The following is a 12,532-nucleotide window of genomic DNA, read 5'->3' on the forward strand; positions in this document are numbered from 1 at the left end:
CAAATAAAATCATGCTGAAAATAAAGATAAAAATAAAAGTCGTTTGCTTTTTACAAACGACTTTCTTCAGGTCTTAATTTTAAAATAATTAAGAGAAAACAATAGATCAGGAACAAATTTCTCCCTAACTCCATTTCTGGAATTTGCATACATCCGAAGCTTTGACAATGATTCCATATTTTTAGTATCTTACTCTCTTATTGACGGTTGAATGTTCAAAATGTCCCATAAAAAGTGATAAAAAGATATTGTTATTCATTTTTTAAGTTATTTTCACTTTTTCAGGGACAATCTAGACTTCCAATCGTCTTTCTATATAGAAATCCGGTATCCAGTCGAATACGGTGATCTGAAAAAGAATAGACCTAAGTTTGAAGAAATTAAATGTATACCAAATAAATTATGAACAAAACACTATTTTTCATCGCGCTATGTCTTGGTCTAGCCACCCTAGGTCAGGCACAGGTACAACAACCCGGGAACAAGCCGAATCAAGCCCAGAAAGAAATGATCAAACGTGGCTATGGCATGTTTATGCATTTTGGCGTCAACACCTTTACTGATATGGAATGGTCAGATGGCAGCATTCCCGTAGAAAAATATAACCCAACGCAGCTCGATCCGGATCAATGGGTGCGTACAGCTCGGGATGCGGGATTCCGTTATGTCCTATTGATTACAAAACATCATGACGGTTTCTGTTTATGGGATAGTAAATACACTGATTATGATGTCGCCGCCTCACCGGTGAAAACAGATGTGGTCAAGGCTGTATCCGATGCCTGTAAAAAATATGGTCTGGATTTCGCAATCTATTATTCCCTGTGGGATCGCAAAGAACCATCTTACAAAGACAAGGATCCCCAAAAGTATATTGATTATATGAAAAACCAGCTGACAGAACTCTTTACCAAATATGGCAACATTAGTGAACTATGGTTGGATGGTGGTTGGGATCGTCAACCTGATAATTGGGGGCTAGACCAAGTGTACAAGCTGGTCAAATTCTATAGTCCGAACTGCGCCATCAGCGTTAACCATACGATCGTTTATAAAGAAGGTGAACGAAATGCCGCCTTACCATCAACTATGACCGAGGATAATAAATATTATTTTCAATATTTTCCCTCCGATTTCCGTCTTTGGGATCCTAAGTTGATCACCCGTTATGACAAAAAACAATATCTGCATAAGGGCCAGTCCTATTATCTCCCTTATGAGCATACGATCTGTTTGAGCAGTCGCTGGAACTGGTTTCAAAAATCGACAGAATTGCCGATCAGGTCGGTCGACGAACTGGAAGAACTGTTCTACTGGAGTACAGATAATGACAACTGCCTAGTCGTCAATGTCCCTCCTGATCAAACAGGTCGTATCCGCGAATATGAAGCGAATGCCGTTATTGAATTAGGAAAACGACTGGGGCTAAAAAAAGGCCAGCCCTTGCCTAAAAACGGTCAGTTTGTTTCGGCAAAAGCACCCGTGACCGCAAGCTCAACCGCACAGGATACAAAAGTGAACTACGCCGCGTCAAATATTACTGATGGAAGCCTAGAAAGCCGCTGGATGGCCAGCGATACAATAGCAACAGTTGACATTCAATTGGATTCTAAGAAAAAATTTAACAAAATCAGCATCTTTGAATATCAGGACACCAAAAATCTAGGGGATGGGTTTTCCAATATCAGACTCAATAGAATTCAGGAGTATAAAATACAAGTTTTTAATAAGGGCAACTGGGAGACAATTTATTTGGGTGCTGAATCTATGGGCGATTGTAAGGTCATCCGGTTACCGAGAGCATATCAAACAGAAAAGCTACGATTGAATATCACAAAAGCAAGCGGCTTACCGTCCATTTATGAGATTAATGTTATTGACAAATAATGGAGCAGTCAACTAACTCATTGTGATGTATTCAAATAAGGAAAATGACGCTATTTTCGATAATTAATATTGGAAGGGCCCAATAAAAAAGAACCAGATTCACGATGAGTCTGGTTCTTTCTAATACAATTTGTTAATCGTTTATTTTGCCTGACCTTTTCGCTCCGCCGCCGCTTTCAGCAATATTTCTTTACTTATCGCAGGAACCTCACCATTTCCGTCTGGACCTATATTCAACAATAAATTTCCACCCTGTGTATTAATTTCTACCAACTTTTTGTTTACCTCCTCCGGGCTCTTCCAAGCACTGTCCGATCGTTTGAATCCCCATGAGTTATTCAAGGTATAACAAGCCTCCCAATCATAATCTACTTTCGCACTGAGGTGCTCTTGCTCTGGTGTACCAAAATCACGTTTGAATTGCTCACGTTTGGCTACACGATTATTGATAATAAGAGATGGCTTTAACTCACGTAAATATTGGTAGAGTTCCTGTCCAGCGGCCATATCCCACCAATTAACCCAATCACCATCAAACCAGAGCATATCGGTATCGTACTTGACAATCAATTCTTTCAACTGATTTTTCATATACTGTATATAAACAGCCCTCTGATCTGGTTTCATCGCGACCTGTCCCCATTTGTCCCAACCGTTTTTTCCATCGCTATTACGATACTGTGAATCGTGGTGCCAGTCTATAATACTATAGTAAGTACCAAATCGGATTCCTTTTTTCTTACAGGCAGTAGCCAATTCCTGTATGAGATCCCGCCCCTTCATTGGTGTTGAAGCAATATCATAATCTGTATATTTTGAATCCCATAGGCAAAACCCTTCATGGTGTTTGGTCGTAACTACCAGATATTTCATACCTGCATCTTTGGCTAACTGGACGATTTGATCCGCATTAAAATGCGACGGGTTCCAGCTATGGATCAACTGGGCATATTCTTCCTTGGGAATATCTGCCCCTGCCTGAATCCATTCGGCATAGCCTTCAATTGGCTTTCCCTTATAGTCTCCACCCAATTGGCTATAGAGTCCAAAATGGATAAACATTCCATATTTGGCGTCTCTAAACCATTGCATATGTTTGTCAAAGTCTGCTTTGGATTGGTTTAAATAATTGACTTGAGCTTGTACCTTACTATTAAACAGCAAGGCAATAAGAGCGAGTGCAAGACCTGTTAATTTTTTCATTATTTCGTAATTTATAATTGGTTACACGAATTGTCAAAGCAAATAAGGCTAACGGGTTTCCCTTTTTAACCAAAGAAAACACCTGATCAATTCACGAATAATAATCAGCATGAAGTATTCCATACTTTATCTAAATATCGCAAATCTGTTTGGAAAGATTTATATTTACGTAAAAAGTTTTAAAAGATTTACAAAACTATAAACCAATAATTATGAGCTTAAAAACGTTAATCACCAAAAGCGTACAGTACAACAACTGGGTAGTCAACAAGTATCTAGATTGGTTAGGTACCAAGTCAGATGAGCAACTCAATCAAGAAGTCCCATCGAGCTTTCCGACGATCTTAAAAACATTGAACCATATATGGCAGACGCAGGAGTATTGGTGGAGTCATATCTCAGAACGTAATGACTTTGATTTCGAAAAAACATTCAGTAATAAAGAGGATATCTTCAGGGCCATCAAAGACAGTTCGCAGAAACTCCAGGACTATGTAGAAGGTCTATCGGAACAGGATCTAGAAAAAAATGTAAAGGTCGAATCGCCTTGGTTCCAGTGTGATTTTTCAAAATATGAATATATTCAGCATTTGATTATCCATGGGACCTACCACCGAGGGCAGATCGTCACCATGGGCCGGAATATCGGTATAACAGATGCTCCGATGACGGATTATAATTTTTGGAATATCTATAAAGATCAAAAATAATAAAGCAGATCGTGCAAATGGAAAAAATGACCAGTAAGGTTCGTGTAAGAGAAATCCTAGAGCAGGCCAAGCAAAGTTGGGAACAGCAAGGGCAGGATGCGCTCCTTGTAGTCATATATGAAGGTTTATTGAAAAAGAAGGTTAGCTTTCCTCTTTTGGAATTCGCAGCAAAGGAAATGGCATTATGGATACCCGAGGATGAACAACTATACGTTATGGATATACTGGTCGCAACCAAAGAAATGGGAAGTTATGTATTGGCAGGTATGATGCTACAACTGCGCCTACCTTTATATCTTGAAGAGTCGATCCAAAGAGCATGCGCTTATATTGTAGGCGGAGACCAATGGTATGTCTGCGATATCGTAGGTGAGCGTGTACTTGGTCATGCCCTCCTTACCTATCCAGAAAAAACAATCCCTCTATTGAAACACTTGGCCCAATATTCCGACAAATGGATTGTGCGTACGATAGGTGTTGCGACACATTATGCGGTAAAGAAAGACCTCTCACCAAAATTTGCAGAAACAATGTTCAGGCTTTTACTTTCGCTATCTGATGCAACGGATTTCCATATTAAAAAGGGAATAGGTTGGGGTGCCAAAACCATCGCGAAATTCCATCCGACAATCATAGAACGCTACCGAAAACAGATTGAGTTACCAGAGACCAAGCAATGGTTCCGGACGAAAATTACCATCGGTCTCAATCGGAACAAAGTAGCAAAGTCATTATAGATAGCGCCGAAAAAGTCCATAAATAGACAAAAAAAATGCAAATACCGTAAAGAGCTGCTACGGTTATATTTGAAAAAGCTCGCAAAAGGTGGAATGGGTCTGGTCTTCCTCACAACTACACCGCTATTGAAAATTGAAGATTTAAAATGAGATAGCGAGTAGAATAATTGTTTTATTAGTCGTATTGTCGGAAAACTAAAGCAGAATCCCAGGGAATAGAATATTTGAAATGATCCTGTGGGAGGATGGGTACCAAATTATAAAAGAATAGGGCTACTGAGGATTCAGCTAGCCCTATTCTTTTATAACATGCTACGATATGTGCGGTTAGTCTTTTTTCATGGTTCCTTTTTCTCTTAAGTTGATATGCCAACTGAATGCTTCCTCCAATAAATGTGGTGTATGCCCTCCCCTTTCACAGGCACGATTGTAATAATCCAATAATTGCGCTTTGAAGTCAGGGTGTACACAATTTTCAATAATAACTTTTGCGCGTTCCCTCGGCGCCAAACCACGTAAATCGGCCAAACCATAATCTGTCACTAAAATATCAACATCATGCTCTGTATGATCCACATGGGACACCATTGGAACGATATGGGAAATGACATCGCCCTTAGAAGCCGCTTGCGTGACGAAGATGCTTAAGTAAGCATTTCGCGCGAAATCTCCTGATCCACCAATACCATTCATAATATTGGTACCCGAAGTATGCGTCGAATTTACATTCCCATAAATATCAAATTCAATTGCTGTATTGATCGCAATAATGCCCAAGCGCTTGATTAAGCCCGGTGTATTGGAAATATTCTGAGGACGGAGTACAATCTTGTCACGGTATTTGTCCAAATGATCAAATACCCGTGAGTAACATTCCTCTGATACGGTAATGGAAGAAGCTGACGCAAAATCCAGCTTACCAGCATCGATTAAATCAAATGTACTATCTTGCAATACCTCAGAAAACATTGTTAAATTATGGAATTTACTATGTATAAAGCCTGTAAGTACTGCATTGGCTACTTTTCCGATCCCAGCCTGCAATGGCATCAAACTTTCGGATAGATGTCCCAATTCAACTTCATTTTCAAAAAACGCCAATATATGTTTCGCTATTGCTGTTGTTTTAGCGTCTGGCTCAGCAATATCTGCTGGACTGTCAAGCTCATTGGTAAATACGATACCCACGATCTTGCTGGGATCCAATGGAATTGTTTTTCGACCGATTTTATTTTCGGGCGCTACAATAGGAATTACATTACGACGTGGATAATCTTCTGCCTGATAAATATCATGTATCCCTTTAATCGTGGTCGGTATAGCGGTATTGACTTCCAAAATAACCTGTTTAGCCAATGCGGCAAAAGTAGCGGAGTTACCAACCGAAGTCGTTGGAACGATACTACCATCGGATTCGATCGCGGCAACCTCCAAAACGGCAATATCGACCTGTGGCAGATTTTTATTGTGTAACAGCTCTGCAGTCTCACTTAAATGCTGATCTATAAAAAGAACATCTCCAGCATTGATCTTATTGCGAAGGGTACGATCCACTTGAAAAGGCATGCGTTTGGATAGCGCTCCGGCTTCTGCCAGTTTTCCGTCTGTACCATGACCTAAAGAAGCCCCTGTAATCAACGTTATTTTCAAAGGATCTTCTTTGGCCCGATCTGCCAATGCTGGTAATACGACTTTACTATCGCCCGCCTTTGTAAAACCACTCGACCCGACGACCATACCGTCCTGAAATAATTTCGCAGCTTCGACAGCTGTAATAACCTTATCGTGTAAGCTCTGAATTTTTATCCTTTCGTAAGCCATATCCTTATAATTTTATTTTGTATGCTATTCATGTAAACTTAAGAAATTGAAACCTATTTATATCCGCTATTTTAAAAGATATTAAACGTCAGTGAACATTTCTTAAACAAACAATTTTAACGTTTTTTTAGACAGTGAATTTATTACCATTCGACACAAAATTATTCAATGGAGACGAAACAACCATAACACACTACTGTTCAGTGAAATAAATAAAAATATATTTCCAGTTATTTTTATAAAAACAGAAATAGAATTCATATCAACCTAGCTTTCAACGAATTAAAAAAAATCAATTTAAAACCAAGTAAGTAAATACTAACTCTCCAGCTATTTAATTGCAATTTTATTGTAAGCATACACTCACTTTAACAGTAAGAAGGTCAGGTCTAGTAAAAAAGTCTTACCTTTGCAGCGTAGTTTTATAGGAAAAAATGAACATAAAAGATACAACGAGCGATTCAAAATATGTCAACCGCTACTATATGACGGAGGTTGATTCATTTCAAGATAGCATCTATTGCCATCACGCCATCATAGCTGAAAATCATATCACTGAGCATTGTCATGAAAAGGATCAATTTTTATATACAGAGGGGGGAGTCGTCTTTATAAAAACAGATGAAAAATCATATTTTCTGCCGGCCCGACATTATCTATGGATTCCTGCTGGTGTAAAGCATAGTATTCATCCAAGTACTCCTGAGGTAGTGATGCGTAATCTCTATTTTCCAAAAACGAATAACGATACCGCATTCTACAGCAAAATGGGCATCTACCCAGTAAACGATCTACTGATTGAATTGATCATGTTTACCAATCGTTGGAATGGCAATATATTCCCTGTTGAAGAACCTAAATATAGCTTAGCTACGGCATTTAAACTTATTCTCCCTGAATTATCGCTACACGAACTTCCCTTGGCACTGCCTTATCCAAGCCATCCCAAATTAAAAGATATCGTTACTTATCTGGAAGAGAATATCGAAGAAAATGTAAGCTTCAAAAAACTTGCAAGCCTCTTTAATATCAGCGAACGTACATTGGCGAGACTCTTTCAGAAGGAATTGAATATGTCATTTATCCAATACTATACCATCCTGAGAATGTTGACTGCGCTCAAGTTGTTATTGGATGAAAAACTAAGTGTCAATGAAGTAGCTTTGAAAGTTGGATATAACAGCTTACCCACATTTAGTAATACATTCAATAAAGTCGTAGGTATTCGTCCCAGTGAGTATGTCAAACAAAAAGAATTGCTTATTTAAAAATGTTTCCCTAATTTAGGTCAATAAACCTAATTCAGGATGAAATTCAAACATATTATCTATGGTGCTGGAATTTTATTACTCAGCACTTCCGTATTTGGCAATTCTCAAGACAAAAAACCCAAACCCATTCAATTGTTCAATGGGAAAGATTTAAAAAACTGGACCCCAAAAATCCGAAACCACAAGGTTGGAGATAACTATAAAAACACATTCCGTGTCGAAGATGGTTTATTGAAAGTCAGATACGATGGTTACGATAACTTCAATTTTCAATACGGCCATTTGTTCTTTAATAAAGAATTTTCAGCTTATTTATTACGTGTCACCTATCGTTTTGTAGGCGAACAGGCACCAGGTGGTGAAGGTTGGGCTTGGCGCAATAGCGGTGCCATGTTGCATGGACAGGATCCAAAAACAATGGGTGTAGATCAAGATTTCCCAATATCCATCGAAGGACAACTCCTAGGTGGCAATGGTAAGGACGAACGTACAACGAGCAATCTCTGTACACCAGGAACAAATGTTGTCATCGATAACAAACTATTTACTCCACATTGTATCAGCTCTACATCCAAAACCTATGCTGGAGACCAATGGGTAACTGCAGATTTTCTGGTATTGGGAGATTCACTTGTACAACATATCCTTGAGGACAAAGTGGTAATGCAATACACCAAACCTCAAATCGGTGGCGGCAATGTTACAGCCTTTGATCCTGCTGTAAAAAAAGATGGCCAACTATTGAAGAAAGGGAGCATTTCGCTGCAGAGTGAAAGTCATCCGATCGACTTCAAAAAAGTGGAGCTATATGATCTGGAACCTTATATGAAAGATCCCAATAAGTTGAAAAAAGTCATTGCAGAGTTATTGCCTAATTTAGAGCAATAATCTTCTATCACTGATAAAATAAAAAAAGCATCACTATTGATGCTTTTTTTTACTATTCGCTTGGAAAGAGAAATCCAAAGTATATAACATAAAGAAAAGGGATACAGCGAGCTGTACCCCTCAATATCTATACAGAAAGCTTACGCTAAACCGTTAACGAATTTAGTTAACTTAGATTTGTTGTTAGAAGCTTTTTTCTTGTGGATCACATTTTTCTTTGCCAAACGATCAAGCATAGAAATTACGCGTGGTAACAATGTTTTTGCTTCTTCTGCAGAAGTTGTATGACGTAATTTTTTGATTGCGTTACGCGTTGTTTTTGCTTGGTAACGGTTTCTTAAACGTTTAGTAGCGTTTGCTCTAATTCTTTTGATCGCTGATTTATGATTTGCCATTTTTTTTAGCTAATTTTTATTCAATTTTTTCTTGTAATTCGGACTGCAAAAATAACACCTTATTTTCAATATTCAAAATCTATTTTGTTTTTTAGGTTTAGTATATTTGCGACATGCAAAAATTATCGATGGATGAACTTCAACGTACAGATGTTGAATCGTTTAAAAAACAAGAAAAAACGCCTATCGCAATCGTTTTGGACAATGTTCGCAGTATGCACAATGTCGGCTCGGCCTTCCGTACCGCAGACGGATTTGCTATTGAAAAAATATATTTATGTGGCATTACCGGTACCCCTCCACATCGGGAAATCGAAAAAACAGCTTTGGGTGCTACACAATCCGTCTCTTGGGAATACCATAAAGATACTACTGACGTCGTAGATCAGCTAAAAGCAGAAGGTTATACCATCATTGCCGTTGAACAAGCAGATGATAGTGTCATGTTACATCAATTTGAGCCAAAGTCGGATAAAAAGTATGCATTAATTTTCGGAAATGAGGTCAATGGAGTTGATGAAGAAGTCATGGAAAAAATCGATACTTGTATCGAAATTCCCCAATATGGCACCAAGCACTCACTTAACGTGTCTGTCGCAATTGGCATTATCCTTTGGGATTTTATCCAAAAACGCAATCTGAACTAAAAATTTATCAATAAAGGTCATATTCCTATCCACATTGCTTCCATTTTAGAAAGCAAAATAGTAGATTTGTGTGCAAAATTTAAAGAAGAAATGAGTGTATTAGTTAATAAAGATTCAAAAGTAATCGTTCAAGGTTTCACTGGAAACGAAGGTACTTACCATGCGACTCAAATGATTGAGTACGGAACAAATGTAGTTGGTGGTGTGACTCCTGGTAAAGGTGGTCAACAACACTTAGACCGTCCTGTATTCAACACTGTTCAAGATGCAGTAGACGCTACAGGAGCTAATGTTTCTATTATCTTCGTACCTCCAGCATTTGCTGCAGATGCAATCATGGAAGCTGCCGCTGCTGGTATCGAAGTGATTGTATGTATTACTGAGGGTATCCCTACAAAAGACATGATCCAGGTAAAATCTTACCTAAGCGACAAAAAATCTCGTTTGATCGGTCCTAACTGCCCTGGTATCATCACTGCAGGTGAAGCTAAAATCGGTATTATGCCAGGATTTATCTTCAAAAAAGGTAACGTAGGTGTCGTTTCTAAATCAGGAACTTTAACTTATGAAGCAGTAGATCAAACTGTAAAAGCTGGATTAGGAATCACAACAGCTATCGGAATCGGTGGTGACCCTATCATCGGTACAACAACTAAAGAAGCTGTTGAATTATTAATGAACGACCCAGAAACTGAAGCTATCATCATGATCGGTGAGATCGGTGGTGGAATGGAAGCTGAAGCTGCACGTTGGATCAAAGAACACGGTACTAAACCTGTTGTAGGCTTTATCGCTGGTCAAACAGCGCCTCCAGGACGTCGTATGGGCCACGCTGGTGCAATCGTTGGTGGTGCTGATGATACTGCTGCTGCAAAAATGAAAATCATGCGTGAATGTGGTATCCGTGTAGTTGAATCTCCAGCTGAAATCGGAAAAGCAATCGCAGAAGAATTGGCTAAATAACTAGGCAATCAACCATATAAAAATAAAGGGGATCAAATTGATCCCCTTTATTTTTATATCTGCTTTTCTATATTATATCAAAAATGATATTACATGCTGGTCATCGGTTCATCTGCCGAAGGCCCATATAAACCGGGTACCGGAATGCCCAGTAACCGTAAATATACAGTCAGTTGTCCACGGTGGTGGACAATATGGTTATTAACAATAAAACGTATCGCGCCAGCGCGTGGTAGCCGTGCTATTTCATAATCTCCAGATTTTAACACCCAGTCCTTAAACCAGTCTTCTTCCGCTATATTTTCTATGGTAGTCTTGTTGGTTTCCAACCCATCGGAAAGAATCAATTTCAGTGCTTCTACCGAAGATACCTTCAGTGGATGATAATCTACCTTAAAATCAAATGCATCCTTTGGTATCGCTTTAGACACCCAACTATGCAACTCCACAACATGGGCTGCGAGCTCTCCTAGACTCATCGATTTTTCATGCGGGCGCCAATCCAGTTTTTCATCTGGTATCCGATCCAAAATACGCTTGGTATTTTTTGTTTCGTGATCTAATTCAATCAAATAGCTTTTTTTGATACTCATATAAATAAATATATTATTTCATTAATTGAAAATCCTGCAATATAGTAACTCCATAAGGAAACTCAACCGCTTGATGTGCGGCCTCCCGTGCGATCTGTCCTTCTATATAGGTCACTTTAAGTGGCAAAAATGTATTACTAACAACGCTTTCTTTAAATAGTGCCTCATACCAGGCACAGGCCGCGACAAAACGTCCATAATCCAGGTTAAGATGATAACCATCCCGTGTGAATTGATCGCCAATATAGCTTGATCGTGCATTTTGTATAGCTGTACCCGAGGGCACCAATATATCAAAATTACCCCAATTAAAGACTTCTTGAGAAGTGTTTACAATAGCCGTGTACATCGTATTCTGATTACGGTTATAGCGGACAAAACCTTCATGGGGCGAACCATTTTGATAAGCCCATGTTTGATGCAAGATATATTTTGTCTCAGGATAGCTTATATGCTTTGTGACATAATCATACAAAAGTGGTAGGTCCTTGGCATAGGAATCGTAATCTCCCGACAAAGGACTCGCCTGCTGGAAACTGATGTAATCCCAAGCTTCATCCACCAAGGCCTCAGAAAGCCGCTGGTTTGCTCGTTCTGACATCCGACCGTCCAGATTGATCTTCCGGTAGCGATAAGCCGGTTTATCTCCTTTCGCATTGCTTACATGCAAGCTTAATGGGGCGCCACCAATATAAAGATTACCGATGACGATCTTTTTCTTACCCGCTTTGGCTAATTCATAAAGATTCTGCTCAATCGCATCCTCCGAAAAGCTATTCCCAATAGCCAATATACGCAAAACACCGTCATCCAATGACTGTCCCTCCGCTTTTAGACTATTGCCGATAAGGAAAAATACAAGTAAAATACTGAGTAAGGATATCTGTTTAACTTTCATCATATATACATTCCTGTAATGACTAAATTAGCTAATATCTCGTAGAATTGCTAATCGTATAAAGGGAAAAACAGTAAAGTCTGTAGCGCATGAAACTTTTACCGAAACTTCCGCTGCAAACCATTGATTGCTGGAAAGTATATAAACGAAAGTATTACGCAGCACCTTCGATCATGGCCATGCAGATTTCTACCGGATAGTACGGTTACGGAGCCCTATCCTTCTGTGACATTGGGGAGCAGGGGCATCGTTCTTCTATAATCTTTTTAGATAGTACCTAAACGGAGTCATAGTGCAGCACCTTAGAGCGGTGCCATACAGGCTTGCACCTGACAGTACTATTCCTGAGCGGAGTCTTTTGTGTGGCCTTTGGGAGTGGATCCCAGTCTCGCTTTTGGGGCCAGAGCCATACAGCTTTGTACCAGATAATAGGGTTGCGGAACATATGTGCCTCTTTTCCGAGCGTCACCCAGTGGGCTTTATCCCGGCCCCATTGTCCTTTGGAACCTTCTGAAAAGT

13 protein-coding genes are annotated in these 12,532 nt (G+C 39.2%); 7 read left to right on the forward strand and 6 right to left on the reverse strand.

Features of this window, described 5'->3' with window-relative positions:
• The first annotated feature begins 402 nt into the window (after nt 1–402).
• Entirely contained in the window at nt 403–1,887 is a 1,485-nt protein-coding gene (locus tag ABFX33_RS08860) for an alpha-L-fucosidase (RefSeq protein ID WP_346085586.1), read from the forward strand.
• A 141-nt stretch (nt 1,888–2,028) separates the two neighbouring features.
• Here the strand turns inward: ABFX33_RS08860 and ABFX33_RS08865 are convergent, their stop codons facing one another.
• Nucleotides 2,029–3,090 (reverse strand): alpha-L-fucosidase, encoded by a 1,062-nt coding sequence (locus tag ABFX33_RS08865; RefSeq protein WP_346085588.1) that lies wholly within the window; start codon nt 3,088–3,090, stop codon nt 2,029–2,031.
• Nucleotides 3,091–3,302: 212 nt separating this feature from the next.
• Here ABFX33_RS08865 and ABFX33_RS08870 point away from each other — a divergent pair, with 212 nt between their 5' ends.
• Together ABFX33_RS08870 and ABFX33_RS08875 are read left to right on the forward strand one after the other, a co-directional pair.
• The gene (locus ABFX33_RS08870; protein WP_259187390.1) at nt 3,303–3,800 is read left to right on the forward strand and encodes a DinB family protein; all 498 of its coding nucleotides are present in this window, start codon (nt 3,303–3,305) and stop codon (nt 3,798–3,800) included.
• Between the two features lie 17 nt (nt 3,801–3,817).
• Complete coding sequence (locus tag ABFX33_RS08875) at nt 3,818–4,537, forward strand: DNA alkylation repair protein (RefSeq protein WP_257093636.1); 720 nt, start codon at nt 3,818–3,820, stop codon at nt 4,535–4,537.
• A 327-nt stretch (nt 4,538–4,864) separates the two neighbouring features.
• On the opposite strand, the gene scpC is transcribed toward ABFX33_RS08875, so the two are convergent.
• Complete coding sequence (scpC, locus tag ABFX33_RS08880) at nt 4,865–6,358, reverse strand: succinyl-CoA:acetate CoA-transferase ScpC (RefSeq protein ID WP_120259333.1); 1,494 nt, start codon at nt 6,356–6,358, stop codon at nt 4,865–4,867.
• Nucleotides 6,359–6,792: 434 nt separating this feature from the next.
• Between scpC and ABFX33_RS08885 the strand changes: the two genes are divergently transcribed.
• On the forward strand, nt 6,793–7,626 hold the full coding sequence (locus ABFX33_RS08885; protein WP_120259332.1) for an AraC family transcriptional regulator: 834 nt from the start codon (nt 6,793–6,795) through the stop codon (nt 7,624–7,626).
• A gap of 39 nt (nt 7,627–7,665) precedes the next feature.
• A complete protein-coding gene (locus tag ABFX33_RS08890; RefSeq protein ID WP_346085591.1) occupies nt 7,666–8,517 on the forward strand; it encodes a 3-keto-disaccharide hydrolase in 852 nt (283 codons plus the stop codon).
• A 140-nt stretch (nt 8,518–8,657) separates the two neighbouring features.
• Here ABFX33_RS08890 and rpsT read toward each other — a convergent pair whose 3' ends face one another.
• On the reverse strand, nt 8,658–8,912 hold the full coding sequence (gene rpsT / locus ABFX33_RS08895; protein WP_046671646.1) for a 30S ribosomal protein S20: 255 nt from the start codon (nt 8,910–8,912) through the stop codon (nt 8,658–8,660).
• Between the two features lie 113 nt (nt 8,913–9,025).
• Between rpsT and ABFX33_RS08900 the strand changes: the two genes are divergently transcribed.
• Both ABFX33_RS08900 and sucD read left to right on the forward strand, forming a co-directional pair.
• On the forward strand, nt 9,026–9,559 hold the full coding sequence (locus tag ABFX33_RS08900; protein WP_120259330.1) for an RNA methyltransferase: 534 nt from the start codon (nt 9,026–9,028) through the stop codon (nt 9,557–9,559).
• 90 nt (nt 9,560–9,649) lie between these two features.
• Nucleotides 9,650–10,522 carry a succinate--CoA ligase subunit alpha gene (sucD, locus tag ABFX33_RS08905; protein WP_077438675.1) on the forward strand — a complete coding sequence of 291 codons (873 nt, stop codon included), beginning with the start codon at nt 9,650–9,652 and terminating at the stop codon, nt 10,520–10,522.
• Nucleotides 10,523–10,611: 89 nt separating this feature from the next.
• Here sucD and ABFX33_RS08910 read toward each other — a convergent pair whose 3' ends face one another.
• From ABFX33_RS08910 to ABFX33_RS08920, 3 genes are all read right to left on the reverse strand, one after another.
• Entirely contained in the window at nt 10,612–11,115 is a 504-nt protein-coding gene (locus ABFX33_RS08910) for a DinB family protein (protein ID WP_346085592.1), read from the reverse strand.
• Nucleotides 11,116–11,128: 13 nt separating this feature from the next.
• A complete protein-coding gene (locus ABFX33_RS08915; protein ID WP_346085593.1) occupies nt 11,129–12,016 on the reverse strand; it encodes a DUF4886 domain-containing protein in 888 nt (295 codons plus the stop codon).
• Between the two features lie 274 nt (nt 12,017–12,290).
• Nucleotides 12,291–12,532, reverse strand: a 242-nt coding sequence (locus tag ABFX33_RS08920; RefSeq protein ID WP_346085595.1) for a hypothetical protein, incomplete at its 5' end; no start/stop codon positions are given.

Origin of the sequence: Sphingobacterium ginsenosidimutans, assembly GCF_039536865.1 — a bacterium.
GTDB classification, from domain to species: Bacteria; Bacteroidota; Bacteroidia; order Sphingobacteriales; family Sphingobacteriaceae; genus Sphingobacterium; species Sphingobacterium detergens.